A 25144-nucleotide genomic window follows, 5' to 3' on the forward strand; every position below is an offset into this window, starting at 1 on the left:
CTACGCCACCAACGCGCCCCCGTCGACGGGGAGTACGGCCCCGGTCACGAACGACGCCGCCGGGTCCGCGAGCCGGCACACCGCCCAGGCGACCTCCTCCGGCCGGCCCACCCGCCCCAGCGGAGTACGGGCCACCTGCCACGCCCGCACCTGCCCGGCCCGCTCGGAGCTCAGCCCCTGGTGCTCGGCGATCGGTGTGTCCACCGCGCCCGGTGCGACCGCCACGACCCGGATGCCGCGCGGCGCGAGCTCCACGGCCCAGCTGCGGGTGAGGGTGTCGAGGGCGGCCTTGCCGGCGGCGTAGAGGGAGTTGCCGGGCCAGCCGCGCTGCCCGATGGCGGTGGTGACGTTGACGACGACCCCGGCCGGGGCGGCCTCCAGGGCGGGGAGGGCGGCCTGGGTGAGGAGTACCGGCGCGACCAGATTGGTGGCCAGCTGGTCTGCGATGTCCTGGGCGGCCAGGCCGCCGAGCGGGCCGCTGCGCACGATCCCGGCGTTGTTCACGATCACGTCGAGCCTGCCGTGGGCGTCCAGGACGGCCCGGACGATCCGCTCCGGGCCGCCGGGGGCGGTCACGTCGCCGGTCAGGGGATGGATGCCGGGATGGCCTTCGGCCGCCCCGGCGAGCGGCTCGGGCCGCCGGCCCACGGCGACCACGAGGTCGCCGCCGGAGGCGAAGGCCCGGGCGGTGGCCCGGCCGATGCCGGTGCCGGCGCCGGTGACGAGGATGACGCGTGGGGTGGTGACGCTGGTGTCCGTGGTGTCCATGGAGAGAGTGGACAACCCTGCCGCCAGTGGCAAGGTCAAGCGGGGCGGGCGGGCAGTGCCCGCCGCACCCGCTGTACGAATGGGGCCAGGGAGGGCTAAGGGACGTACCACTGCTGGGTCTTGATCCCCGGAGTGCACGTGGTGACGGCCAGCTCCTTGCCCGGGCCGTTGTCGGTCAGGCAGTTCTGGCCCGCGTAGTCCTTGATGTAATACGCGGTCCCGAGCATCGCGTGCGAGGCGGTGAGCCTGGGCCCGGCCGCGGAGCGGGCGATGCCGAAGTCGGTCACCGTGACCCGGCCGTCGGGACGGACCAGTCCCGCCAGTCGCTCGACCTCGGCCACGACATGGACGGGAATACCGCCGGCAACGTGAGCGTGATCGGGGTCGTACTCCCAGCGCCAGTCGTGGCTCACGGCCGGTGGGCGGCGAGAGCGGCGTGGGCCGTGTCGAGGATTCTGCCGATCTCGGCGGCGGCCCGCCGGGCCTGCGAGGCGTCGCCCGTAGCAGCAGTGTCCTCCCAGCGCCGCAGCTCCTCGGCGAGCCGCGGTTGGCGCTGGACGTGGACATATGCCGCCCACTGGGCGATGAACCGCTGCAACGGGGCCAGGTCGGAGCTGTGCCGGGACTGGTCCGCCGCCAGGTCCAGCTCGCGGGTGAAAGCGGGCAGCGCCGCCGGGGAGACCTGGGCGACGGCCTGCCGCAGCGCTGTCACGGTGGACGGCGGCTGCGGGATGAGCGGCTGCCCGGCGGCGGACGTGGTCACGGTTGCTCCCATGGGCGAGATCCTGGGCCCCGCCGCCAGCGTACCCAGCTCAATGCGCGGCCCCCCACCCGAAAGGGTGAGTCAAACGGTTCGTTACTCCGCCGGTGCCACACCGATCGGGCAGGAGACGCCCGTGCCGCCGATGCCGCAGTACCCGCCGGGGTTCTTGTCCAGGTACTGCTGGTGATGGGCTTCCGCAGGCCAGAAGGGGCGGTCCGATGCCGGGAGGACGGCCGTGGTGATCTCGCCGTGGCCCGAGGCGGTGAGGACGCGCTGGTAGGCCGTGCGGGAGGCCTCGGCCGTCGCCTGCTGGGCGGGGGAGTGGGTGTAGACCGACGAGCGGTACTGGGTGCCGACGTCGTTGCCCTGGCGGAAGCCCTGCGTGGGGTCGTGCGACTCCCAGAACAGCTTCAGCAGGGTCTCGTACGACACCAGGGACGGGTCGAAGACCACGCGGACGACCTCGGTGTGGCCGGTCAGGCCCGAGCAGACCTCCTCGTAGGTCGGGTTCTCCGTGTAGCCGCCCTGGTAACCGGCCAGGGTGGTCCACACTCCGGGGGTCTGCCAGAACTTGCGCTCCGCGCCCCAGAAACAGCCCAGGCCGAAGTCGGCCACTTCGAGGTGCGCGGGATACGGGCCGGCCAGCGGGTTGCCCAGCACGGTGTGCTTCTCGGGCAGGCCGAAGAGAGGCTCCGCGCGGCCGGTCAGGGCCTCCTCGCGGGTGGGGAGCTCGGGCGTACGGCGGTACGAGAACATGGGGTTCCCTCCTTGTCACCGATGACAACGGGCGGGGGCGGGCCGGGATTCCCCGGCCCGCCCCCGCCCCGCTCCGCGTCACACTTCCGTAAGGTCCCCGTGCGGGCGGCTCACGCGTTCCGCGTCACCTGGCGCACGCAGTAGTCCCGCGCCTGCAGGTAGCGGGCCTTGCTGTCCGCCGATCACGGGGCGAGCACCAGCTTTCGCAGGGATTCGGTGTCGGGCTGGTCGGCGACGGCCGCGTCCAGGGCCAGGCCGAGCTGGTCCTCGAAGCCGTCGGACGGGTAGCGCAGGGTGGCCGACTCGGACCACGACAGCTGCCAGCGGGCGGCGCCGCGCGCCGTCAGCTCGGCGGTGACCAGCTGGCCGAGGGCGCGCCGGACGACCGGGCGGGCGAACTCGCGCGCCGCGCGGCCCGTGGCGGCGGCCGCCTGCTCGGACTTCGGCGGCAGGCGGTCGGCGATCCGCCAGCGCACCGCCGGGTCGGCGTCGATCGCGTCCAGCAGGGCGGCCAGTTCCGGGCCCGCGCCCTCGGCGGTGAGGGCCTCGCGGACCTCCTCCGCGCCCCGGGCGACGTACTGGGTCATCGACTCGTGGACCAGGTCCTCCCAGTCCACCCGCTTGAGGGCGAGCGCCTGCGGGCTGAGGACGGCCTGCTCCAGCGCGGCCAGCGCCGCGTCCGCGTCGGCCAGCAGCTCCAGTGCGGGGTGGGCGGTCTGACCGCCGCGGCCGTCGTCGGGCAGGGCCTCGATGCGGGCCACGCGCTCGGCGAGCGCGGGGTGGGAGTCGTACGGGGAGGCGGGCTCGGTCGACAGTTCCCGGCGCAGCTTCTCCAGCTCGTCCGAGCGGGCGTCCAGGAGCTGGCGCAGACCGCCGAAGACCTGGCCGGGGCGGGGCAGCAGTCCGGCGCCGACGCCGAGGGTGGCGTACGAGCTCATGTAGAAGTCGTGCGCCGAGTCGAGGGCGTTCAGCTCGCGCAGCGCGGACGCGGTGGCGTCGCGGCCGGCGACCTGGACCGAGGCCAGGTCGGCGGCGAGCTCCTGGCGGCGGGAGGTGGTGAGGGTGGCACGCAGGTAGAAGTTGCCGTACGCCGTGTAGATCTTGGCCATGCCGCGGTACGTCGCACCCAGGCCCGGGGTGTCGACCATCGTGGCCCTCTTGCCCTTGGCCCTCCGCTTGGCGGCGTGCCTCTCCTGCCTCTCGCGCTCCTTGGCTTGCTTGTTGTCGGAGCGCTCGTGGAAGTGGGCGATGGTGCGGATCAGTTGGGCGCGGCCGCGGGCGATCAGCGGGGTGAGGCGGGTGTCGAAGTTGGCGTAGTGGCCCATCTCGTGGGCGAGTACGGCGCGCAGCTGCATCTCGTCCAGGCCCGTCATCAGCGGCAGGCCGAGGTAGAGGCGGCGGGTACCGGGACGCAGGCCCAGCAGCGAGGAGTCCTCGCTGACGGCCGCGTTCACCGCCTCGATCAGCACGATCTCGTCGGGCGCGCGGGTGCCGACCTGCCGGGCGATGTCGCGCACGGCCTCCCACAGCGCGGGCTCCTGGGCCTCGGTGACGGTGAGGGGGACGCCGGCCGGCGGCTCCTCCTTGGGAGTGCGCAGCATGAACAGGCCGCGCACGATCGGGATCGCGAGGACGACCGAGAAGATGATGATCTTGGCGGCGAGCCCGCCGCCGTGGCCGAAGGACAAGGCGGCGTAGTCGACCCCCGCGAGCGCGGCGAGCAGGAAGACGCCGAGCAGATAGAAGCCGGCGAGCAGGACGAGCGCGCGCACGGCGCGCAGTGAAGCGCCCATATGGACAGATCCCCCCACGGGATGAAAGCGGTGCGGTGCACGAGGCCGGGGACGGCCGCCACCGCCGCATCATGCGGCCCGGTGGTCACTTACGGCAACTTTATTGGCCGGTGGTTCCCGCCGGTGGTTTCCGCTGGTGAAGGGTGCCTGTGTGCTGGGGGAGGGGGGCTCGGGGCGGGGGCCCGGGGGGGGGGTCGAAACCCCCGCCCGCGCCCCGTCAGTTCGGCAGCGTCGCCGGGGAGCCGCCGTTCGCCTCGTACCCCGCCACCGCCAGCGCCCGGTACACCGCGTACTGCGCCGCCGGGTCCTGCGACGCCGACCACGGCAGGGCGCCCACGTAGCCGTCCACGTGCCGCACCTGCTCCATCGCCTCCGCCCAGCGCTCCATGTTGACCAGGAACAGCAGCAGCAGGTGCCGTACGTGCGCCAGCATCGGGTCGTCCTGCCGCGCCGTGTGCACCGCGTACAGCGCGCCCTCCACCGCCCGCGTCACGGCGGCGCTCTGGTAGAAGCTCCCCACCAGCACCACGTCCGGCAGGTTCTCGTACAGCGAGAACATCGGCAGCGCCGCCAGCAGCGAGCCCTGCGGGGCACGCGCCGCGGCCGCGTGCGCGAACGCGTCGGCCTTCTCCCGCGAGCCGTGCCACTTCCCGCACAGGTAGTGCAGGGCCGCAAGATGCGCGCCCATGTGCGCCGGCGCCCGGTCGATCACGTTCGCCCACAGCGCGTCGAACTCCGCCTCCGGGTAGGCGAGGCCCCGTGCGATCGCCAGCTCCGTGATGTACGGCACCGGGTCGCCGGGCGCCAGCAGCGCCGCCCTGCGGCACCCCTCCCGTGCCTCCTCCAGGATGATGCGGTGGTCCTCGGAACCGACCCCGCCCGAGTGCCGCCACGCCTGCTGCACCAGCAGCTCCGCGTGCACCTGCGCGCCGCCCGCGTCCTCGTCCGCCTCCAGCCGCCACGCCTTCAGCCATTGCGCGCCCACACCCGGCTGCTGCACCAGCTCCAGCGCCGCCGCCCCGCCGAAGGCCTGCACGCGCTGCCAGCGCAGCTCGCCCTCCTGCGGGGTCCCGGCGAGCAGCTGCGATGCCGCCTGCCACCGGCTGGTGCGGCGCACGTTGTCGAGGGCGTCCATCAGATCCCGGTCGGGTCCGGGAACCCGGATGTCCAGGTCCTCCTGCCGGTCGAATCCGTAGTTCGCGGGGTCGGCGGCGTCGGGGCTGCCCGGCGCGACCAGGCGGACCCCGCCGCGCCTGCGCCGTATGTACGGGCCGAGCACGAACACGATCATGAGCATCGCGAACACGAACCACAGAATCTCCATGCCTCCAAGCGAACCAGACCAGGTGGGCAGCAGGCCAATAGGGATGCGGACCCCGGGCGGGGCTTAGGCTCTGCCCATGAGCGATGACAGCCATGAGCACCAGAGCTTCGAGACCCGCGCGATCCACGCGGGCAACACGGCGGACCCGCTGACCGGCGCGGTCGTACCCCCGATCTACCAGGTGTCCACGTACAAGCAGGACGGCGTCGGCGGACTGCGCGGCGGCTACGAGTACAGCCGCAGCGCGAACCCGACCCGCACCGCGCTGGAGGAGAACCTCGCGGCGCTGGAGGGCGGCCGGCGCGGGCTCGCCTTCGCGTCCGGGCTCGCCGCCGAGGACTGCCTGCTGCGTACGCTGCTCGCCCCGGGCGACCACGTGGTCATCCCGAACGACGCGTACGGCGGCACCTTCCGCCTCTTCGCGAAGGTCGTCTCCCGCTGGGGCGTGGAGTGGTCGGTCGCCGACACCTCCGACCCGGACTCCGTCCGCGCCGCCCTCACCCCGAAGACCAAGGTCATCTGGGTCGAGACCCCTTCCAACCCGCTGCTCGGCATCACCGACATCGCGGTCGTCGCCGACATCGCGCGGTCGGTCGGCGCCAAGCTGGTCGTGGACAACACCTTTGCCTCGCCCTACCTCCAGCAGCCCCTCGCGCTCGGCGCGGACGTGGTCGTGCACTCGCTGACCAAGTACATGGGCGGCCACTCCGACGTGGTCGGCGGTGCGCTGATCACCGCTGACGCGGCGCTGGGCGATGAGCTGGCCTACCACCAGAACGCCATGGGCGCGGTGGCCGGGCCCTTCGACTCGTGGATCGTGCTGCGCGGCATCAAGACGCTGGCCGTCCGCATGGACCGGCATGCGGAGAACGCGGCGAAGGTCGCCGACATGCTGACCCGCCACCCCAAGGTGCACAAGGTCCTCTACCCGGGCCTGCCCGAGCACCCGGGCCACGAGATCGCCGCCAAGCAGATGCGCAACTTCGGCGGAATGATCTCCTTCCAAGTCACCGGCGGCGAGGAGGAGGCCGTCGCGGTCTGCGCCCGCACCAAGATCTTCACCCTGGCCGAGTCCCTCGGCGGCGTCGAATCCCTGATCGAACACCCGGGCCGCATGACGCACGCGTCGGTGGCGGGCTCGGCCCTGGAGGTCCCGGCGGACCTGGTCCGCCTGTCGGTGGGCATCGAGAACGCCGACGACCTCCTGGCGGACCTGACCCAGGCCCTGGGCTAGACCCCGCATCCCCTGCCGGGCCCCGCCCGGGCCCGGCAGGGGGTCTCGCCGCCGCTGCCGGGGCGGGCCCCTGGCGGCGGCGCGGCGCCGCAGCGGGCTACCAGCCCTCCAGCGGAGGCGAGACGCCCGCCGGGGGTGTGGCCCAGGGACGGGTCAGGGAGGCCCAGACCGTGAAGGCCACCGCCGCCGCGAAGAGCACCGCCCAGCAGAACCGGCGAAGCGCCCGGCGACGGCGCAGCAGGCGGTCGCCGCGGGCCGCCGCGCCAGCCGCCAGCCCGGCCGGCACCACCGGATACGGGCCCTCCATGAGCCGCCTGACCTGGTCCTGTCTGCGGTCCGCGGTGCCGCTCACGCCGCCTCCCGGGACCGCAGCGCCACGACGGCCCGGCTGCACAGCACCCGTACCCGGTCGGTCGACAGCCCCAGCTGCGCGGCCGTGACCTCCTCCGCGACCCCCTCGTAGATCCGCAGGACGAGGACGAGCCGCTCCAGCGGGCTCAGCCGGGCCAGTACGCCCGCGCCGCCGTGGTGCCGCCAGCCGGTGCGGGCGAAGGCGGCGCACAGCTCCTGGCGGGTGAAGTCGTACGGATCGTCCCCGCGCAGGCGCCGCCAGTTCGCGTACGTGCGGGCCAGCGCACCCGCCAGCAGTCGGCGGGCGGCCTCCGGCTCGCCGGTCAGCAGCAGCGCGACATGGAGCAGCCGCCCCGCCGCGCCCGCGACGAATGCCTCGAACTCCGCGTAGGGGTCCTTCCGTTGGTCAACCGCCCGCATAGCCCACATAGTGCGGGCAGCGGGACCACCCTGGTCAAGAGGTCGGACGCAGGCACCTCACGGCCGCCCCGCAGCCCCTGCTCAGGACGCCGGACCGGCCTCGGCGACGGCCGCCATCAGATCCGACAGCGACAGGTTGAAACGCGTCAGCAACTGCGTGAAGGACTCGCGCTCGTGTTCGTTCCAGCCCTCCGTCACGCGCGCCATCAGCTCGCGCCGCGAGGAGCGGACCTCCTCCAGCCGCGCCAGCCCCCGCGGGGACAGCGCGAGCACCACGGCGCGCCCGTCCTCGGGGTGCGAAGTCCGCTTGACCAGACCGCTGTCGACGAGCGGCGCGACTTGCCGGGTGACCGTGGACGAGTCGATGCCCATGCCGCAGGCGAGCGCCTTGACGCCCATCGGCCCCTCCAGGTCGAGCCGGTTCAGCAGCAGGTAGGCGGCGCGGTCCATCGAGTTGCGGGCCTGGCCGACACCACCCAGGCGGGTCTGCTCGGCACGGCGGGCGAAGACCGCCACCTGGTGCTGGAGCGCGTCGAGGAGACCGGCTCCGGCGGGCGCTTCGGCCGCCGCGGGCAGATCGGAATTGGCCGGGGAGGAAGGCATGGCCGTGGGCTCTCTTCGCGTGGGTCCGACAAGGATGGGGGACAGAGTACGCGGCCGTGCGGCGGCTCGTACGCCTCGTACGAGAACTCGTGCGGCCCGTCCGCGGGGCTGTAATACTGCTGTCCCGGATGGCGAGATTTCGCCCCTGCTCCCGCCCCTGTCCGCGTGCTGCGCCGCGCCGCGCGCGGGCTGCGAGACTGGCGGCATGAACTACCGCGTGCCCCAGCCCGTTCCGCAGGTCATCCTCGACGACGTCCGGGGGGCTCAGAAGATGCTCTCCGGCGTCTCACGGGTCACCGCGATGGAGGGCAGCCGGCACCTTTCCGCGCTCACCGGCTCCCCGGTGCACCTCAAGTGCGAGAACCTCCAGCGCACCGGATCCTTCAAACTGCGCGGCGCGTACGTGCGCATCGCCGGCCTGCGCCCCGAGCAGCGGGCCGCCGGCGTCGTCGCGGCCAGCGCGGGCAACCACGCGCAGGGCGTGGCGCTGGCCTCCTCCCTCCTCGGGGTCCGCTCCACGGTGTTCATGCCCTACGGGGCGCCGCTGCCCAAGGTGGCCGCCACCCAGGAGTACGGCGCCGACGTGCGCATGCACGGACAGGTCGTCGACGAGACCCTCGCCGCCGCCCAGGACTACGCGGACCGCACGGGGGCGGTGTTCATCCACCCCTTCGACCACCACGACGTCATCGCGGGCCAGGGCACGGTGGGCCTGGAGATCCTGGAGCAGTGCCCCGAGGTGCGCACGATCCTCGTCGGCATCGGCGGCGGCGGGCTCGCGGCCGGCATCGCGGTCGCCGTGAAGGCGCTGCGCCCGGACGTCCGGGTCGTCGGCGTCCAGGCCGCCGGCGCGGCCGCGTACCCGCCCTCGCTCAAGGTCGGGCACCCGGTGTCGATCGACAACCCGAACACCATGGCGGACGGCATCAAGGTCGGCCGCCCCGGCGACATCCCCTTCAAGATCATCGGCGAGCTCCTCGACGACGTGCGCACGGTCTCCGAGGACGCCCTCTCCAGCGCCCTGCTGCTGTGCCTGGAACGGGCCAAGCTGGTCGTCGAGCCGGCCGGGTGCAGCCCGGTCGCCGCCCTGCTCAGCGAGCCCGAACGGTACGGCGAGGGCCCGGTGGTGGCCGTCCTGTCCGGCGGGAACATCGACCCGCTGCTGCTCCAGCGGATCCTGCGCCACGGCATGGCGGCGGCCGGCCGCTACCTGTCGCTGCGGCTGCGGGTGGCCGACCGGCCGGGAGCCCTGGCCGGGCTCCTGGGCGTGCTGTCCGTGGTGGACGCGAACGTGCTGGACGTGAGCCACGTACGGACCGACCCGCGGCTCGGGCTCACCGAGGTGGAGGTGGAGCTGCACCTGGAGACGAAGGGCCCCGAGCACTGCACGGAGGTCGCCAGGTCGCTGCACAGCGCTGGTTACAAAGTGATGAGCTAACGGATTCACCCCTAGGCCCCGCCGCCCTCATACCTGATACTCGTGGGCAGAACGAGGCAGATTCGAGGCGGGTGTGTGAAAGTTCCCGCCTCGTTCACATGGGGTGGGAGTCTCAACGGTGCACAAAAGCGTCAGACCGCAGACAGCGGCCGTCATCGCCCTGGCCGCGTCGGCGGCCCTCGCCCTGGCCGGGTGCTCGTCCGCCTCCGAGACCAAGAGTCCCTCCGCCGCACCGGCGGCCGCCTCCACGGCCGCGGCGTCGCCGACCGCGAAGCCCACGCCCAAGAGCACGGGCGCGCCGCTCACCCGCGACGCCGTGGACGGAGAGGTCCGGGCGGCGCTGCGTACGGCGGGACTCGACCCCGCGAAGGGCAAGGCCACCTCGGAGGCGACCGGCAGGAAGAATCCGAGCCAGGTCGACTGGACCGCCGTCGTCACCACCCAGCAGGCGGAGTTCGCCCTGCCCAGGATCGGGGAGCAGCTGCAGCACCTCGGCTGGCAGCCGCACCCGGTCGGCACCGCGACCCTCAGCTACGAGAAGACCGACTGGGTCCTGCTGGTGGGCAGTGTGAAGCAGGCGGACGGGGTCACCCTCCGCCAGAACGAGAGCCTGCTCACCGTGAACGTCACGTACCTCGGCACGGGCTGACCGGGACGGCCGGGACGGCCGGGCGATCGCGCCGACCGGGCCGGGCCGAACCCCGGGCGAAATCCCGTGCGGTACGCGATATGACGCGATAGCGTGGTCTCACCCGTTCGGCTGAGGGGCGAGGCCTGCCCGGCGACCATAGGCTCGCCCAGGGAAGCTGACGGAACGATCCTGCTGGCCCGATCCAGACTGGGAGAATCCATATGCCAGGCGCCATCTATGCCGAAGGCCTGGTCAAGACCTTCGGCGATGTACGGGCTCTGGACGGCGTGGACCTCGATGTCCCCGAAGGCACCGTCCTGGGTCTGCTCGGCCCCAACGGCGCGGGCAAGACCACGACCGTACGCGTCCTGACCACCCTCCTGCGGCCCGACAGCGGCAAGGCCGTCGTCGCCGGCATCGACGTGCTGCGGCACCCCAACGAAGTCCGCCGCGCCATCGGCCTCTCCGGCCAGTTCGCCGCCGTCGACGAATACCTCACCGGGCGCGAGAACCTCCAGATGGTCGGCCAGCTCTACCAGATGAGGGCCAAGGCGGCGAAGGCCCGGGCCGACGAACTCCTGGAGCGCTTCAACCTCGCCGACGCCGCCGACCGCACGGCCAAGACGTACTCCGGCGGCATGCGCAGGCGCCTGGACCTCGCGGCCGCCCTCGTCGTCAGCCCGCCCGTGATGTTCATGGACGAGCCGACCACCGGCCTCGACCCCCGCAACCGCCAGCAGCTGTGGGGGATCATCCAGGAACTGGTCGCGGGCGGCACCACCCTGCTGCTCACCACCCAGTACCTGGAGGAGGCCGACCACCTCGCCCACGACATCTGCGTGGTGGACCACGGCAAGGTCATCGCCCGCGGCACTTCCGACCAGCTCAAGGCCCGCACCGGCGGCGAGCGCGTGGAGGTCGTCGTCCACGCGCGCGAGCACATCGCCACCGCGCGCGAGGTGCTCGCCGGCTTCGGCAAGGGCCAGACCACGGTCGAGGAACACACCCGCAAGCTCACCGTGCCGGTGGCGGGCGGCGCCAAGCTGCTCGCCGAGGTCATCCGCGAACTGGACGGCCGGGGCATCGAGATCGACGACATCGGGCTGCGCCGTCCCACCCTCGACGACGTGTTCATCTCCCTGACCGGCCACGTGGCCGAGCTGACGGCCGACGAGAACGGCGACGGCCCGGCCGCCGCCCCCACCGAAGCCAAGGGCCGCAAGGCGGCGCGCAAGGAGGCGGCGAAGTGAGCACCACCTCCGGGACCCGGATCCCGGACCTCGCGGCACCCCGCCCGCGCGGCGGCCTCGTCCAGGGCGTCAACGACTCCCTGGTGATCGCCAAGCGGAACCTGATCCGCATGTCCCGCATCCCGGAGATGATCATCTTCGGTGTGATCCAGCCGGTCATGTTCGTCGTGCTCTTCAGCTACGTCTTCGGCGGCTCCATCAGCGTCGGCGGCAGCACCTCGCCCGCCGCCTACCGCGAGTTCCTGATGGCCGGCATCTTCGCCCAGACCGTGACCTTCGCCACCGCCGGAGCGGGCGCGGGCATCGCCGACGACATGCACAAGGGCCTGATCGACCGCTTCCGCTCACTGCCCATGGCCCGCGGCGCGGTCCTCACCGGCCGCACCCTCGCCGACCTCGTCCAGACCTCGCTCACCCTCGTCGTCCTCGCGATCGTGGCCCTGCTCGTCGGCTGGCGCACCCACACCAACATCGGCGAGGTGCTCGTGGGCTTCGGCCTGCTGCTCCTGCTCGGCTACGCCTTCTCCTGGATCGGCGCCCTGATCGGCCTGTCGGTGCGCACCCCGGAGGCGGCCACCTCGGGCGGACTGATCTGGCTCTTCCCGCTGACGTTCATCTCGAACGCCTTCGTCCCCTCCGAGAACATGCCGCCCTTCCTGCAGGCCATCGCGGAGTGGAACCCCTTCAGCGCCACCGTCCAGGCGTGCCGCGTACTCTTCGGCAACCTCCCGGAGGGCTACCCGGTCCCGGACGCCTGGCCGATGCAGAACCCGGTGCTGGCCTCCGTGCTCTGGTCGCTGCTGATCATCGCGGTCTTCCGGACCCTGGCGGTCCGCAAGTACCGCTCGGCGACCGCGTAGGCCCGTACGCACCCCTGTACGCACCGATGCCCGGCCGGGATGACCCGGCCGGGCATCGGTGCGATACGAAGGGTGATCAGCCGGTGAAGGGCTTGACGTCGAGGATCTTGACGGAGGCCTTCTTGCCGTTCGGCAGCTCGTACTCCGCGTCCTCGCCGATCGCCTTGCCCAGCACACCGCTGCCCAGCGGGGACTGGGGCGAGTACGTCTCGAAGTCCGAGGACGCGTACTCGCGGGAGGCCAGCAGGAACTCCATGGTGTCGTCCTCGTCGCCGTCAAAGGCGATCTTGACGAGCGTGCCGGGCGCCACCACGCCGTCGGACGCGGGCGCGGTCCCGACCTTGGCGTTCTCCAGGAGCTGCGTCAGCTGGCGCACACGGAGCTCCTGCTTGCCCTGCTCCTCCTTGGCCGCGTGGTAACCGCCGTTCTCGCGCAGGTCGCCCTCCTCGCGGGCGGCTGCGATCTTCGTGGCGATCTCCGTGCGGGCGGGACCAGAGAGGTAGTCCAGCTCCGCCTTCAGCTGGTCGTACGCCGCCTGGGTCAGCCAGGTGACGCTTTCGCTCGTCTGGGTCACGGGTGCTCCTCGTCGGTACAGGGGACTACATAGCCGCCAGCGGCGGACGAAACCACGAGCCTAACAATTCGGGAAGAAAAGGGGGAGGACCCACGTGCCGGATTGCCCGCCGTCCGTGTCACGACCAGGCACTCAGCGGGTCGCGGACCCCGCCTGCTGGCAGCCGACCAGTTCGATCATCGTGGCGCGGCCGGTGGTCTTCAGGGAGACGAGCTCGTCCACGCGCGCCTTGGGCTGCGCGAAGGTGAAGTCCGCGCGGCCCACCTCGTTGTGCTGCTCGTCCTGCGAGCTGAGCGTGCAGACCCCGGTGACCGAAGCGTCCTTGCGGATCTCCAGGTGGGCCTTCACCTCGGTGTCCGAGACCACCTGGAACTTGATCACCTCGGCGCTGACGCTCTGCCCCGCGATGTAGTCCCAGCCGATCCAGCCGATCACACCCAGCAGCACGGCACCGAGCGCAGCCCCGACGATCTTGAGCTTCCGGTCCGCACGCTCGTCCGCCGACCAGCCGTAACGGCCCTCGGGCAGCCCTCCGCGCACCGTGCTCATCGATCGTTCCTTCCGCCAGGGCGGGGCCGGGCCCTCACAGGCCCACCCCCGGAATTTTCCGTCCCCCGATTCGGTCAATATAGAGGTCGACCGTCGCGCCGAATCGCAGAGGATCCCGTCTTGACCGAGCAGCTTCGACTGATGGCCGTCCACGCCCACCCCGACGACGAGTCGAGCAAGGGCGCGGCCACCATGGCCAAGTACGTGTCCGAGGGGGTTCCCGTGCTGGTGGTCACCTGCACCGGCGGCGAGCGCGGCTCGATCCTGAACCCGAAGCTCCAGGGCGACAAGTACATCGAGGACAACATCCACGAGGTGCGCCGCAAGGAGATGGACGAGGCCCGCGAAATCCTGGGCGTCGAGCAGGAGTGGCTCGGCTACATCGACTCGGGCCTGCCGGAGGGCGACCCGCTGCCCCCGCTGCCCGAGGGCTGCTTCGCGCTGGAGGACGTGGACGAGGCGGCCGGCCGCCTCGTGAAGAAGATCCGCTCCTTCAAGCCGCACGTCGTCACCACGTACGACGAGAACGGCGGCTACCCGCACCCCGACCACATCATGACCCACAAGATCTCGATGGTCGCCTTCGACGGCGCGGCCGACACCGAGAAGTATCCGGAGGCCGAGTTCGGCCCGGCGCACCAGCCGCAGAAGCTCTACTACAACCAGGGCTTCAACAAGCCGCGCACCATCGCCCTGCACGAGGCGCTGCTCTCGCGCGGCCTGGAGTCCCCGTACGGGGAGTGGCTGGAGCGGTGGAAGGAGTTCGAGCGCACCGAGCGGACCCTGACCACCCACGTGCCCTGCGCGGACTTCTTCGAGATCCGTGACAAGGCGCTCGTCGCGCACGCCACGCAGATCGACCCGGACGGCGGCTGGTTCCGCGTCCCGATGGAGATCCAGAAGGAGGTCTGGCCCACGGAGGAGTACGAGCTCGCGAAGTCGCTCGTCGACACTTCCCTCCCCGAGTCCGACCTCTTCGAGGGCATCCGGAAGAATGCGTAGCTATGAGCGCTACGCAGGCAGCACTGACCCAGCTCCTCCCGCTGGCGGGTGACACCTTCGACAAGAACAAGGTGACGCCCGGCATCCTGGGCTTCATCGTGTTCGCGGCCCTCGCCCTCGGCGTGTGGGGCCTGATGAAGTCGATGAGCCGCCACATGGGCCGGGTGGACTTCGAGGAAGCCCCCGAGCCCGGCGCCGCGGCCCCCGCCCCGGACCGGACGACCGGCTGACCGGATCCGCCGAGCGCCGCTGTCCGGACCGGATGTCCGGACCGGATGTCCGGACCGGATGTCCGGACTGGTTGCCCGGACTCTGACCGGACCGGTTGAGCGGCGCCGTGATCCGCCGCGTGACCGCCCCCGCCCGACCGGCCGGGGGCGGTATCCGCGCGTCACACGGCCGTCGCCGGGTCCTGGGGCGGCAGCGGAACGCCCATGATCTCCCGCGAGTGCAGGTTCGGGACCAGGCCCAGCCGCCACGCCTGCCAGCCCTCCGCCGGGTCCACCCCGCGGCCCAGGATCACCCCGTACGACTCCAGGCAGTCCTCCAGCCGCCCGTCCCGCGCCGGATGCGGCGCCGCCGTCAGCCGGGCCAGCTCCGCCCGGGCCTCCTCCGGCGTGCCGGGCACCGTCAGGTCCGCGAAGTCGGCGTACGGCAACAGCGTGCACCGCAGGAAGCGCGCCCAGTCCTCCCCGCGCCGGTCCCCGTACGAGATGAACAGCCGCACCGCCTCCTCGCACAGGTCCAGCGCCTGCGCGATCTTGGCGTTGCCCGCGTCCACCACCGCCAGCTCCAGACAGGTCCACGCCTCGCCGTGCGCCAGCCCGATCCGCCGGAAATCCGCCCGCGCGTCCACCAGCAGCTGACGCGCGAAGCCGGAGTTCTTCAGGTTCCCCGTCTGAGCCGCCCGCTGGTCCCGCGTCACCCGGCCCGAGTGGTGCCGGGCGTGCGCCAGGCCGTACACGTCCCGCATCCGCGAGAACATCGTCCGGGCCCGCTCCAGCTCCCGTACCGCCTGATCGCGTTCGCCGCCCTCCTCCAGCGCCTGACCCAGGTAGTACAGCGTCCACGCCTCGCCCCGCGCGTCCTCCGCCTCCCGGTGCCGGGCCAGCGCCTCCCGCAGCCGCTCCAGCGCCGGCCCCGGATCCCCGTCCACCACCCGGGCCCGGCCCAGCTGGGTCAGCGCCCACGCCTCACCGCGGTCGTCGCGCGTGCGCCCGTACAGGTCCAGAGCCTCCCGCAGCTCGGCCTCCGCCCGCCCCACGTCGCCGACCCGCAGGTAGACCTGGCCCAGCTGGAAGTGCGCCCACGCCTCGCCGTGCATGCTCTCGCTCTCCCGGTGGAGGGCGAGGGACTGCTCCAGCAGCGTCATCGCCTCCGCCAGGTGCGCCAGGTCCCGCTCCACCGCGGCCAGCGCGTGCAGGCCCCACGCGCGGTCGCCCGCCAGCTCCGGCGGCTCCTGGAGCGACAGCGCCTCACGGATGCGGGCCGCGGCCTCCGGGAGGCTGCCCTGGTGGTGCAGGGTGATGCCGAGGGACACCAGGGCCATCGCCGCCCCCGCCTCCTGATGGGCCTCCATGTACTGGTCCACCACCGAGGTCAGCGTGGTGCGGGCCTTGTCCAGCTCGCCCAGCTGGCGCGCCGCGATACCGGTACGCCACTGCACCGACCGCACCAGCCGCCCCTGCTGCCCGCCAAGGCCGCCCGACTGCCCCGCCGCCGAAGCCACCGCCTGCGTCAGCTCGTCGATCTCACCGAGCCGGTACAGGTCCCCGCGCAGCAGGCAGAAGTCGCACAGCGCCCCCAGCAGGTCCAGCACCGCCTGCTGGTCCACCCCCTCCGAATGCCGCAGCGCCGCCGTGATGAAGCTCGACTCGTCGTCCAGCCAGCGCAGCGCCGCGTCCAGCGAGGTGAAGCCGTGATTGCCGAAGTGGTTCGCCCGCGTCGACATCTTCCCGTCGACCATCCGGATCACCGAGTCCGCGAGCTGCGCGTAATTGCGGACCAGCCGCTCGTGCGCCGCCGAGGACCGGTCCCGGTCCTCCTCCGCGGCCAGCCGGGCCGCCGCGTACGCGCGCACCGCGTCGTGCATCCGGAACCGCTGCCCGCGCACCCGCTCGATCAGCCCGGCCTCCCACAGCTCCTCCAGCGTGCGCAGCGCCGCCTGTTCCGGTACGTCGGCCAGCGCGGCCGCGGCCGCGCCGCCCAGGGAGGCCCGCCCGGCCAGGGGCAGCCGCCGCAGCAGCAGCCGGGCGGGCTCGGCGAGGCGGGCGTCGGCGGCCCGCAGGGCGCGCTCGACCGGGTGGCCGTCGACGGGATCCGGGGCGAGGCCGGGGTCCGAGAAGCCGGGGTCCGAGAGCCCCGCACGGGCCAGCGGGGCCAGCATCCGCAGCGCCAGCGGCAGTCCGCCGCTCAGCTCCACCACGGCGGCCAGGTCCTTGTCCGCCTGGGCCTGGGCATCGGAGTCCGTCTCCGCCGCGGCCGCAGCCGCGGCCGTACCCGGCGCTACCGCCCGGACCAGCTCCACCGCCTCCGCCTCCGCCAGCCGCTCCACCGGCAGCTGGTGCACCCACGCCGCCAGATCCGCGGGCAGCTCCAGCGGCTCCCGCGCCGTCACCAGCACCAGGCTCTCGGACCGCTCGGGCACCAGCAGCCGGACCTGCGCCGCGTCCACCGCGTCATCGAGGACCACCGTCACCGGCAGCCCCTGCAAGTGCTGGTGGTACAGCTCGCCCAGCCGCCGCACCTGCTGATCCGCCGAAGCCCCCTCACGGAACAACAGCTGCTCGCGCGGCGCGCCCAGCCGGTTCAGCAGGTGCAGCAGCGCCTCCCGCGTCGACAGCGGGGCGCCCAGGTCGCCGCCCCGCAGATCCACCACGCACGCGCCCCGGAACTGGTCCCGCAGCCCGTGCGCCGCCCGCAGGGCCAGCGCCGTCCGGCCCACGCCCGGCTCGCCGTGCAGCACCACGACCACCGGGCGGGTCTCCGTGCTGGCCCGGGCCGCCTGCACCCACTGCGCGATCCGCGTCATCTCCGCCCGCCGGCCCGCGAACGGCCCGGCCGGATCGGGGAGCTGCCCGAAGGACTGCTCCAGCACACTGCGCCGCCGCGCCTCCGCACTGCGGTCCGTCCCGCGCAGCTGCGGCGCGGCGGTCCGGGCGGCCGGCCGGGGCGCCCGCGCCGCCGCGGCCACCGCTCGCTGCTGCTCCAGGAACGGCCGTATGCCGCGCACCTCCAGCGCCGACAGCCACTGCAGCCTCAGCTGTTCCGGCCCGCCCGGCCGGCCCCGCTCGCCGGCCCGCCGGTTCGCCGCCGGCAGGTGCAGCGCCGTCACCTTCGCCACCGTCGCGATCGCCCCCGCGGCGCCCGCGACGGCCCCAGCGGTCAGGGCCGTACCGGCCGCGACACCGAGGGACAGGTCCGCCCCGACGGCCGCGGCCGCCGCAACCGCCGTGGCAAGTAAGGCCGTTGACGTGTTGCCGCGCCGGAAGGCATCGCCGAGCGACTGCTCCCCGGCCGCCGCCTCGTCCAGGGCCCGTACGTACGCCTCGTACTCCGCAGCCGCGCTCGCCGCGAGCGAGTCCAGTGCCTCCCGGGCGCGGGCCAGCAGCGCCGCCTTGTCGACCGGTGTGCCCGCCGCGGTCCGCCGGGCCTCCTCGTCCACGGCCCGCTCCAACAGCCGCTCGGCCTCACCGCGATGGCTGTCCCGCATCGGCATCCCCCTCAGAGAGCTCCGGCAACGTGCCACAAGTGTCCGTCGGGACGCTCGCGAGCGCGAGAGAATCTGAGCTAGTTCAGAGGGAGTTGGTGACCGCGGCCGTCCTATAGTCATCCCCGGTGATCCAACTCGGGTGAACGGGAGACCTGGTGACGGTACGGGAGATCCGGGCGGCCGCACGGCTCATAGGCCGACGCAACGCGCTGCGCTACCTGGCCATCGGCGTGGGGGCCTCGGTGCTCGCCGCCTGCGCCGGCGAGGGCAAGGACAAGGCCGCTACGCCCGCCCCCGGCGCACCCGGCACCGACGCCCCCGCCTCCGGCGCATCGGGCACCACCGCGCCCGGCACCGGCGAACCCGGCACGACCGACCGACCCGCCGCGCCCACCCCCGCCGCCTCTCAGGCCCCCACTCCCTCCCCCACGGTGGCCGGCCGCGCCTTCGACGCCTTCATCAAGGGCTCCTGGACCATCGAATCGACCACCCCCGGGGGTCACGCGGGGCGCGGCAAGGCCACGGTCAACGCGGACGGCGGCGGCAACGGCGGCTGGTCCATCGAATGGGAAGGCGCCGCGGGCACCTGGCGCGGCGGTTTCCTGCTGCGCGGCGGCCACCTCGTGCTGGACGTCTACGAGGCCCCCAAGGGCGTGCAGCGCCTGACCGGCGGCGAGGCGCTCACCGTCCCCGCGACGGTCGGGGAGACCGCGTCCCTCACCTTTCCGTGGAAGCCCCCGGGCCACCGCAACACGAACGACGGTCAGAAGCTGTCCGTCGAATACGCGAAGAACACCCTCACCATCCGCCACATCGAGACCAGCGGCAGCACCACCACCCACGTCTGCACCCGGGCATGACCGCCGTACGGCGCCTGGCCGCGGCCCTGTGCTGCGCGGCCGCGCTGATACCGGGCCTGGCCGGGTGCGAACAGGCCAGGCCCGCGCGGGGATTCGTCACGCGCTACGAGAAGCCGGCGGAGGGCGACCTCGACGCCGCCCGGTTCCTGAAGCAGCGGAAGCTCGCCGAGACGGTGGCCGCGGACCTCAACGCGTACCTCGCCGTCCCGTACCGGGTCACCGTCGCCGCCCGCTCCTGCGCGGGCGAGGGCACGGGCTACGACCCGGAGGAGCTCCGCATCGAGCTCTGCTACGACGACCTGATGGAGGACCGCAAGCTGTTCGAGGACGCGGACCACCGGCCGGCGGACGAGCCGCTCGCCGAGGTCGTCCGCGAGACGCTCTACCACGAGGCCGGCCACGCCCTCGTGGACGCGCTCGGCCTGCCCGTCCGCGGGGACGACCGCGCCGAGGAGGACGCCGCCGACCGCTTCGCCCAGCTGATGCTCCTGCGCGGCCACCCGGAGGGCGAGCAGACCCTCCTGACCGCCGCCCGCGGCTACGACCTCGCGGCGGCGGCCGGCCCCGCACCCGACCCCACCGACGAGCACGCCCCGGACGCCGCCCGCGCGGAATCCCACCGCTGCGCGGTCTACGGCGCCGCCCCCGCCCGCCACCAGGACCTCGCCACCCCGGCCCGCGCGACCTGCCCCACCACATGGACCCACACGCGCGACGCCTGGACCCACGACCTGACCCCGTTCCTTCGCCACTGACGTGATCCCGTGCGGCAGGATGGGCCCCATGCCGAACCGCCTCGCGAACGAGACCTCGCCGTACCTGCTCCAGCACGCCGACAATCCCGTCGACTGGTGGCCCTGGTCGCCCGAGGCCTTCGCGGAGGCGCGGGAGCGGGGGGTGCCGGTGATGCTCAGCGTCGGGTATTCCAGCTGCCACTGGTGTCATGTCATGGCCCACGAATCGTTCGAGGACGAGCTCGCCGCCGCCTACATGAACGAGCACTTCGTCAACATCAAGGTGGACCGCGAGGAGCGGCCCGACGTCGACGCCGTCTACATGGAGGCCGTGCAGGCCGCCACCGGGCAGGGCGGGTGGCCCATGACCGTGTTCCTCACCCCGGATGCCGAGCCGTTCTACTTCGGGACCTACTTCCCGCCCGAGCCGCGGCACGGCATGCCCTCCTTCACGCAGGTCCTCGAAGGCGTGCGGACCGCCTGGGTGGGGCGGCCCGAGGAGGTCACCGAGGTCGCGCAGCGGATCGTACGGGACCTGGCCGGGCGGCAGTTGGACTACGGGAAGGCCGGCACCCCCGGGCCCGAGGAGCTGGCGGGGGCGCTGCTCGGGCTGACGCGGGACTACGACGCCACGCGCGGCGGGTTCGGCGGGGCGCCGAAGTTCCCGCCGTCCATGGTGCTGGAGTTCCTGCTGCGCCACCACGCGCGCACCGGGTCCGAGGGGGCGCTGCAGATGGCCGCCGACACCTGTGAGGCCATGGCCCGCGGCGGGATCTACGACCAGCTCGGCGGCGGGTTCGCACGGTATTCCGTGGACCGGGAGTGGGTCGTGCCGCACTTCGAGAAGATGCTGTACGACAACGCCCTGCTCTGCCGGGTCTACGCGCACCTGTGGCGGGCCACCGGCTCGGATCTCGCGCGCCGGGTCGCCCTGGAGACCGCCGACTTCATGGTCCGGGAACTGCGGACCGACCAGGGCGGCTTCGCCTCCGCCCTCGACGCGGACAGCACGGACCCGCTCAGCGGTGAGCACGTGGAGGGGGCGTACTACGCCTGGACTCCCGCGCAGCTGAGGGAGGTCCTGGGGGAGGACGACGGGGATCTGGCCGCCGCGTACTTCGGGGTGACGGAGGAGGGGACCTTCGAGCACGGCAAGTCCGTGCTCCAGCTGCCCCAGGACGGGCCGGCGGCGGACGCCGAGCGGATCGCCTCGATCCGGGCGCGGCTGTTCGCCGAGCGGGAGACGCGGCCCGCGCCCGGGCGTGATGACAAGGTCGTGGCCGCGTGGAACGGGCTCGCCATCGCCGCGCTCGCGGAGTGCGGGGCGTACTTCGAGCGTCCCGACCTGACCGAGCGGGCCACCGAGGCCGCCGATCTGCTGGTGCGCGTGCACATGGACGGACGGGCCCGGCTCGCCAGGACGAGCAAGGACGGCCAGGTGGGGGCCAACGCGGGGGTGCTGGAGGACTACGGCGACGTGGCGGAGGGGTTCCTGGCGCTGGCGGCCGTCACCGGTGAGGGGGTCTGGCTGGAGTTCGCCGGGTTCCTCGTCGACCTGGTCCTGGACCAGTTCACCGCGGAGGACGGTTCGCTCTACGACACCGCGCACGACGCCGAAGCGCTGATCAGGCGGCCCCAGGACCCCACCGACACGGCCGCGCCGTCCGGGTGGACCGCCGCGGCCGGGGCGTTGCTGTCGTATGCCGCGCACACCGGTTCGCAGGCCCACCGCACGGCGGCCGAGAAGGCGCTCGGGGTGGTGCACGCCCTCGGGCCGCGTGCCCCGCGCTTCATCGGGCACGGGCTGGCGGTCTCCGAGGCGCTGCTGGACGGTCCGCGCGAGGTGGCGGTCGTGGGTCACCCGGAGGATCCGGCTCGGGCGGCGCTGCACCGGACGGCGTTGCTGGGGACGGCTCCTGGGGCTGTGGTGGCGACCGGGATGCCGCGTTCGGCGGACGGCGCCGGGGGTGAGTTCCCCTTGTTGGCCGAGCGCACACTGGTTCACGACCTTCCCACGGCGTATGTGTGTCGACATTTCGTCTGCGCGCGGCCTACGACGGATCCGGTCGAGCTGGCGGAGCAGTTGGGCACGGTTCGCCCCTGAAGTAACCGGAGTACCGTCAATTCCGGTTGCTCTCATATGAGTTCAGAAACGTTGTTTTTATCTGAAGTGTTCGTGGGTGTCATGTTCACTGTCTAATCTCGTGCTGTCATTCGGGAGTCACCGGGGCGGCGCACTGGGGGGTGCGCACGGGGGGAATTGGGAGCGGCGGCGGGCCGGGGGGCCTGCCGTGAGCCTCCGGGGTTTGGTCATCGCCGCCTGGGGTTGCGGCATGTCTGGGGGGACATTTTGTACACCTCTGTGTTCATTTCCGTGATCTCGCTTGCGCTCTTCGGGATCGCCGCCTTCACGCTCTGGTGGCAGATGCACGCCTGGCGGACGCCCGAGGTGCTCGCCTCCACCCGCTTCGACCGCCCCGACGGCGGCGACCGGCTGGCCTTCTCCCTGCTGCTGCCGGCCCGGCACGAGCAGGCGGTGCTGGAGCACACCATCGACCGGCTCCTGGAGTCGACCCACGCCGACTACGAGATCATCGTGATCGTCGGCCACGACGACCCCGAGACCGCCGCCGTCGCGGAGCGGGCCGCCGCCCGGGAGCCGGCCAGGGTCCGGGTGGTCGTCGACCACCACGAGACCAAGAACAAGCCGAAGGCCCTCAACACCGCCCTCCCGTCCTGCCGGGGCGACATCGTCGGGGTCTTCGACGCCGAGGACCAGGTCCACCCCGAGCTGCTCTCCCACGTCGACCACGCCTTCCGCTCCACCGGCGCCGACGTGGTCCAGGGCGGGGTCCAGCTCATCAACTTCCACTCCAGCTGGTACAGCCTGCGCAACTGCCTGGAGTACTTCTTCTGGTTCCGCTCCCGGCTGCACCTGCACGCCGAGAAGGGCTTCATCCCGCTCGGCGGCAACACCGTCTTCGTGCGCACCGACGTGCTGCGCGAGGCCGGCGGCTGGGACCCGAACTGCCTCGCCGAGGACTGCGACCTGGGCGTGCGGCTCTCGTCGGTCGGCAAGAAGGTGGTCGTCGCGTACGACTCCGACATGGTCACCCGCGAGGAGACGCCGGGCTCGCTGCTGAGCCTGCTCAAGCAGCGCACACGCTGGAACCAGGGATTCCTCCAGGTGTACCGGAAGAAGGACTGGCAGCAGCTGCCTTCCCGCGGCCAGCGCTGGCTGGCCCGCTACACGCTGATGACGCCCTTCATGCAGGCCGCGTCCGGCGTGATCATCCCGCTCAACTTCGCCGTCGCGGTCTTCCTCGACGTACCGGTCGGCATCGCGATCATCACCTTCCTCCCCATGATCACGGCGATGGTGACGTTCGTCTTCGAGATCGTCGGCCTGCACGACTTCGGCAGGCAGTACGGGCTGCCTGTCCGCTTCTCGCACTACGTCAAACTCGTCGTCGGCGGCCCGTTTTACCAGGTGATGCTCGCCGGGGCCGCGATCCGCGCGGTCTGGCGCGAGCAGCGCGGCCAGAGCGAGTGGGAACTGACCAGCCACACCGGCGCCCACCTCGGCGAGGCGACGGCGACGGTGACGGCCACCGCCACCGCCACGGCGTCCGCCCCGGCCCTGGCCTCCGCCCCGGCCCTGGCCTCCGCCTCCGCCGTGCCCACGTACAGCGCGTCCACCTCGCCCGCCGCGCACTCCGCGCACTCCGCGATCCGAGAGGACAGCCACCGGTGACCGCCACCCTGCCCACGGCCACTGATCCCCGGCCCGCCGCGACCGCCAGCGCCACCGGCACCGCGACAGAGCCCCGCGTCCCCGGCCGGCCCGGCGGCAGCGGCGGGCTCGGAGTCAAGCCGCCCGCGCCCGCCCGTCCGCTCGTGCGCTTCCGCTCCTCCCGCCCCGACCTGCTGCTCTGCGGGGTCCTGCTGCTCGTGATCGTCCTCGTCCAGGGCTGGAACATCACCGACTTCCCGACCCTCAGCGACGACGAGGGCACCTACCTCGCCCAGGCGTGGGCCGTCCAGCAGGGCGGCGGCCTCGCCCACTACACGTACTGGTACGACCACCCGCCGCTCGGCTGGATCCAGGTCGCGGGCCTGACGTACCTCCCCTCCCTCTTCGTGCCCGACTCGATGACCGTCGCGACGATGCGGTTCGCGATGCTCGTCGTCTCCGCCGCCAGCTCGGTGCTGATCTACGTCCTCGCCCGTCGGCTGTGGCTGCCGCGCTGGGCCGCCGGGCTCGCGATGGGCCTCTTCGGGCTCTCCCCGCTCTCCGTCGTGCTCCAGCGCGAGATCTTCCTCGACAACCTCGCGGTGATGTGGATCCTGCTCGCCTTCTGCCTCGCGGCGTCGCCCAGCCGCCACCTGTGGCACCACTTCGGGTCCGGTCTGGCGGCCGCCACCGCCGTCCTGACCAAAGAGACGATGCTGGTGGTGCTCCCGGCGTTGCTGGTGACGATGTGGCGCCACAGCCACCGCGACACCCGCAAGTTCGCCGTCACCGGAGCCATCACCGCCTGCGTGCTCATAGGGCTGACCTACCCGCTGTACGCCCTGCTCAACGGCGAGTTGCTGCCCGGCTCCGGCCACGTCTCGCTCATCGACGGCATCACCTACCAGATGGGCCGCGAGGGCTCCGGCTTCATCCTCGACGCCGGCTCCGGCTCGAACGGCGTCTTCCGCTCCTGGCTCTACTACGACACCGTCCTGCCGCTCGGCGGCCTGGCCGGCGCCGTCCTGCTGCTGGCCACCTTGCTCCCCCAAGCTCTCGGCTTCGCTCGAGCAGGGGGGACCCCCACGTCGGTCACCGCCCGCGCGCTCGCCGGTCCCGCACTCGCCGCCGTCATCCTCGCCGTCGTCGCGCTGCGGCCCTCCGGCTACCTCCCGGCGATGTACGTGATCCAGGCGCTGCCGTTCCTGGCCCTCGTCCTCGCGGGCGGCGCGGCCAGCGTCACGCACGCAGTGCTGCGCCGCCGCCGGGCCCCGGGGGAGCGCAAGCGGCTGGTGTACGCGCGCTGGGCGCTGCTCGGCGTACTCGCCGCGAGCGCCGCGGTGTACGTCCTGCCGCGCTGGTACGACGGCAACCGCACCGCGCTCACGGTCGACGCGAACGCCCCGTACCGGCAGGCCGCGGCCTGGCTCGGCAGCCAGGTGGACGATCCGGCCCGCACCCGGGTGCTGCTGGACGACGCGCTGTGGCTGGACGCCGTGCACCGCGGCTACGAGCCGGGGCTCGGCGCGATCTGGTTCTACAAGGCCGACCTCGACCCCGCCGTCACCAAGACCCTGCCGCACGGCTGGCGGGACATCGACTACGTCGTGTCCTCACCGACGGTGCGCCGCGACGCGGTGAACCTGCCGAACGTGAAGGCAGCGCTGGAGCATTCGACGGCGGTCGCCGTCTTCGGCTCGGGCGAGGACCGCATCGAGATCCGCCGGACCGACCGCGCCGACGCCGGCAGCCGCACCGGTAGCGCCGGCCCGCAGAGTGGGAGCTGAGC

General features: G+C 72.7%; 24 protein-coding genes. 12 read left to right on the top strand and 12 right to left on the bottom strand.

Translation table 11 applies throughout. The features are described from left to right. From OG429_RS24010 to OG429_RS24035, 6 genes are all read right to left on the bottom strand, one after another. Nucleotides 1–768 carry an SDR family NAD(P)-dependent oxidoreductase gene (locus OG429_RS24010; RefSeq protein WP_328927326.1) on the bottom strand — a complete coding sequence of 256 codons (768 nt, stop codon included), beginning with the start codon at nucleotides 766–768 and terminating at the stop codon, nucleotides 1–3. Between the two features lie 95 nt (nucleotides 769–863). Next, nucleotides 864–1109, bottom strand: coding sequence for a hypothetical protein (locus OG429_RS24015; RefSeq protein WP_405678820.1), 246 nt, complete (start codon nucleotides 1107–1109; stop codon nucleotides 864–866). Nucleotides 1110–1177: 68 nt separating this feature from the next. Further along, nucleotides 1178–1531, bottom strand: a complete 354-nt coding sequence (locus tag OG429_RS24020; RefSeq protein WP_328930397.1) for a DUF6247 family protein — start codon at nucleotides 1529–1531, stop codon at nucleotides 1178–1180. A gap of 93 nt (nucleotides 1532–1624) precedes the next feature. Next, the gene (msrA, locus tag OG429_RS24025; RefSeq protein WP_328927328.1) at nucleotides 1625–2287 is read right to left on the bottom strand and encodes a peptide-methionine (S)-S-oxide reductase MsrA; all 663 of its coding nucleotides are present in this window, start codon (nucleotides 2285–2287) and stop codon (nucleotides 1625–1627) included. Between the two features lie 182 nt (nucleotides 2288–2469). Beyond that, entirely contained in the window at nucleotides 2470–4080 is a 1611-nt protein-coding gene (locus tag OG429_RS24030; protein ID WP_328927329.1) for a M48 family metallopeptidase, read from the bottom strand. Between the two features lie 217 nt (nucleotides 4081–4297). After that, nucleotides 4298–5404 carry a hypothetical protein gene (locus tag OG429_RS24035; protein WP_328927330.1) on the bottom strand — a complete coding sequence of 369 codons (1107 nt, stop codon included), beginning with the start codon at nucleotides 5402–5404 and terminating at the stop codon, nucleotides 4298–4300. A 76-nt stretch (nucleotides 5405–5480) separates the two neighbouring features. On the opposite strand from OG429_RS24035, the gene OG429_RS24040 reads away from it, so the two are divergent. Continuing rightward, nucleotides 5481–6638 (top strand): cystathionine gamma-synthase, encoded by a 1158-nt coding sequence (locus tag OG429_RS24040; RefSeq protein ID WP_328927331.1) that lies wholly within the window; start codon nucleotides 5481–5483, stop codon nucleotides 6636–6638. A gap of 97 nt (nucleotides 6639–6735) precedes the next feature. On the opposite strand, the gene OG429_RS24045 is transcribed toward OG429_RS24040, so the two are convergent. The 3 genes from OG429_RS24045 to OG429_RS24055 all read right to left on the bottom strand — a co-directional run bounded on the left by OG429_RS24045 (nucleotide 6736) and on the right by OG429_RS24055 (nucleotide 8012). Then, nucleotides 6736–6990, bottom strand: coding sequence for a hypothetical protein (locus OG429_RS24045; protein ID WP_328927332.1), 255 nt, complete (start codon nucleotides 6988–6990; stop codon nucleotides 6736–6738). Beyond that, a complete protein-coding gene (locus OG429_RS24050; protein WP_405678816.1) occupies nucleotides 6987–7409 on the bottom strand; it encodes a sigma factor-like helix-turn-helix DNA-binding protein in 423 nt (140 codons plus the stop codon). Before OG429_RS24050 ends, OG429_RS24045 begins: the two co-directional genes overlap by 4 nt. Nucleotides 7410–7490: 81 nt before the next feature. Beyond that, nucleotides 7491–8012 (bottom strand): MarR family winged helix-turn-helix transcriptional regulator, encoded by a 522-nt coding sequence (locus OG429_RS24055; RefSeq protein ID WP_328927334.1) that lies wholly within the window; start codon nucleotides 8010–8012, stop codon nucleotides 7491–7493. Nucleotides 8013–8217: 205 nt separating this feature from the next. Between OG429_RS24055 and ilvA the strand changes: the two genes are divergently transcribed. The 4 genes from ilvA to OG429_RS24075 all read left to right on the top strand — a co-directional run bounded on the left by ilvA (nucleotide 8218) and on the right by OG429_RS24075 (nucleotide 12191). Then, entirely contained in the window at nucleotides 8218–9450 is a 1233-nt protein-coding gene (gene ilvA / locus OG429_RS24060) for a threonine ammonia-lyase (protein WP_328927335.1), read from the top strand. A 118-nt stretch (nucleotides 9451–9568) separates the two neighbouring features. Then, nucleotides 9569–10099 (top strand): hypothetical protein, encoded by a 531-nt coding sequence (locus tag OG429_RS24065; RefSeq protein WP_328927336.1) that lies wholly within the window; start codon nucleotides 9569–9571, stop codon nucleotides 10097–10099. Nucleotides 10100–10302: 203 nt separating this feature from the next. Beyond that, complete coding sequence (locus OG429_RS24070; protein WP_328927337.1) at nucleotides 10303–11331, top strand: ATP-binding cassette domain-containing protein; 1029 nt, start codon at nucleotides 10303–10305, stop codon at nucleotides 11329–11331. Next, nucleotides 11328–12191, top strand: coding sequence for an ABC transporter permease (locus OG429_RS24075; protein ID WP_328927338.1), 864 nt, complete (start codon nucleotides 11328–11330; stop codon nucleotides 12189–12191). The genes OG429_RS24070 and OG429_RS24075 overlap by 4 nt, the downstream gene beginning before the upstream one ends. 76 nt (nucleotides 12192–12267) lie before the next feature. Here OG429_RS24075 and greA read toward each other — a convergent pair whose 3' ends face one another. Then, nucleotides 12268–12765 carry a transcription elongation factor GreA gene (gene greA, locus OG429_RS24080; protein WP_030009952.1) on the bottom strand — a complete coding sequence of 166 codons (498 nt, stop codon included), beginning with the start codon at nucleotides 12763–12765 and terminating at the stop codon, nucleotides 12268–12270. A 132-nt stretch (nucleotides 12766–12897) separates the two neighbouring features. Further along, nucleotides 12898–13314: a DUF4307 domain-containing protein gene (locus OG429_RS24085; RefSeq protein ID WP_328927339.1), complete on the bottom strand. Its 417-nt coding sequence runs from the start codon at nucleotides 13312–13314 to the stop codon at nucleotides 12898–12900. A gap of 120 nt (nucleotides 13315–13434) precedes the next feature. On the opposite strand from OG429_RS24085, the gene mca reads away from it, so the two are divergent. Further along, a complete protein-coding gene (mca, locus tag OG429_RS24090; RefSeq protein ID WP_328927340.1) occupies nucleotides 13435–14316 on the top strand; it encodes a mycothiol conjugate amidase Mca in 882 nt (293 codons plus the stop codon). 2 nt (nucleotides 14317–14318) lie between these two features. Beyond that, nucleotides 14319–14546 carry a hypothetical protein gene (locus OG429_RS24095; protein WP_328927341.1) on the top strand — a complete coding sequence of 76 codons (228 nt, stop codon included), beginning with the start codon at nucleotides 14319–14321 and terminating at the stop codon, nucleotides 14544–14546. Nucleotides 14547–14707: 161 nt separating this feature from the next. Here OG429_RS24095 and OG429_RS24100 read toward each other — a convergent pair whose 3' ends face one another. After that, on the bottom strand, nucleotides 14708–18028 hold the full coding sequence (locus tag OG429_RS24100; RefSeq protein WP_328927342.1) for a tetratricopeptide repeat protein: 3321 nt from the start codon (nucleotides 18026–18028) through the stop codon (nucleotides 14708–14710). 155 nt (nucleotides 18029–18183) lie between these two features. On the opposite strand from OG429_RS24100, the gene OG429_RS24105 reads away from it, so the two are divergent. The 5 genes from OG429_RS24105 (at nucleotide 18184) to OG429_RS24125 (ending at nucleotide 25142) form a co-directional block, all read left to right on the top strand. Further along, nucleotides 18184–18888, top strand: coding sequence for a hypothetical protein (locus tag OG429_RS24105; protein WP_328927343.1), 705 nt, complete (start codon nucleotides 18184–18186; stop codon nucleotides 18886–18888). Beyond that, nucleotides 18885–19643 (top strand): DUF4344 domain-containing metallopeptidase, encoded by a 759-nt coding sequence (locus OG429_RS24110; RefSeq protein ID WP_328927344.1) that lies wholly within the window; start codon nucleotides 18885–18887, stop codon nucleotides 19641–19643. Before OG429_RS24105 ends, OG429_RS24110 begins: the two co-directional genes overlap by 4 nt. A gap of 28 nt (nucleotides 19644–19671) precedes the next feature. Then, entirely contained in the window at nucleotides 19672–21726 is a 2055-nt protein-coding gene (locus OG429_RS24115; protein ID WP_328927345.1) for a thioredoxin domain-containing protein, read from the top strand. A gap of 246 nt (nucleotides 21727–21972) precedes the next feature. Next, the gene (locus OG429_RS24120; RefSeq protein ID WP_328927346.1) at nucleotides 21973–23376 is read left to right on the top strand and encodes a glycosyltransferase; all 1404 of its coding nucleotides are present in this window, start codon (nucleotides 21973–21975) and stop codon (nucleotides 23374–23376) included. Continuing rightward, nucleotides 23373–25142, top strand: coding sequence for an ArnT family glycosyltransferase (locus OG429_RS24125; RefSeq protein WP_405678799.1), 1770 nt, complete (start codon nucleotides 23373–23375; stop codon nucleotides 25140–25142). Before OG429_RS24120 ends, OG429_RS24125 begins: the two co-directional genes overlap by 4 nt. Nucleotides 25143–25144: the final 2 nt, after the last annotated feature.

The organism is Streptomyces sp. NBC_00190 (genome assembly GCF_036203305.1).
Classification (GTDB): domain Bacteria; phylum Actinomycetota; class Actinomycetes; order Streptomycetales; family Streptomycetaceae; genus Streptomyces.

Excerpts from the sequence above, each read along its gene's own strand:
- OG429_RS24010 (WP_328927326.1), bottom strand. The coding sequence starts at position 768 with ATGGACACCACGGACACCAGCGTCACCACCCCACGCGTCATCCTCGTC.
- msrA (WP_328927328.1), bottom strand. The coding sequence starts at position 2,287 with ATGTTCTCGTACCGCCGTACGCCCGAGCTCCCCACCCGCGAGGAGGCC.
- OG429_RS24030 (WP_328927329.1), bottom strand. The coding sequence starts at position 4,080 with ATGGGCGCTTCACTGCGCGCCGTGCGCGCGCTCGTCCTGCTCGCCGGC.
- OG429_RS24035 (WP_328927330.1), bottom strand. The coding sequence starts at position 5,404 with ATGGAGATTCTGTGGTTCGTGTTCGCGATGCTCATGATCGTGTTCGTG.
- OG429_RS24040 (WP_328927331.1), top strand. The coding sequence starts at position 5,481 with ATGAGCGATGACAGCCATGAGCACCAGAGCTTCGAGACCCGCGCGATC.
- OG429_RS24050 (WP_405678816.1), bottom strand. The coding sequence starts at position 7,409 with ATGCGGGCGGTTGACCAACGGAAGGACCCCTACGCGGAGTTCGAGGCA.
- OG429_RS24055 (WP_328927334.1), bottom strand. The coding sequence starts at position 8,012 with ATGCCTTCCTCCCCGGCCAATTCCGATCTGCCCGCGGCGGCCGAAGCG.
- ilvA (WP_328927335.1), top strand. The coding sequence starts at position 8,218 with ATGAACTACCGCGTGCCCCAGCCCGTTCCGCAGGTCATCCTCGACGAC.
- OG429_RS24070 (WP_328927337.1), top strand. The coding sequence starts at position 10,303 with ATGCCAGGCGCCATCTATGCCGAAGGCCTGGTCAAGACCTTCGGCGAT.
- OG429_RS24085 (WP_328927339.1), bottom strand. The coding sequence starts at position 13,314 with ATGAGCACGGTGCGCGGAGGGCTGCCCGAGGGCCGTTACGGCTGGTCG.
- OG429_RS24095 (WP_328927341.1), top strand. The coding sequence starts at position 14,319 with ATGAGCGCTACGCAGGCAGCACTGACCCAGCTCCTCCCGCTGGCGGGT.
- OG429_RS24100 (WP_328927342.1), bottom strand. The coding sequence starts at position 18,028 with ATGCGGGACAGCCATCGCGGTGAGGCCGAGCGGCTGTTGGAGCGGGCC.
- OG429_RS24110 (WP_328927344.1), top strand. The coding sequence starts at position 18,885 with ATGACCGCCGTACGGCGCCTGGCCGCGGCCCTGTGCTGCGCGGCCGCG.
- OG429_RS24115 (WP_328927345.1), top strand. The coding sequence starts at position 19,672 with ATGCCGAACCGCCTCGCGAACGAGACCTCGCCGTACCTGCTCCAGCAC.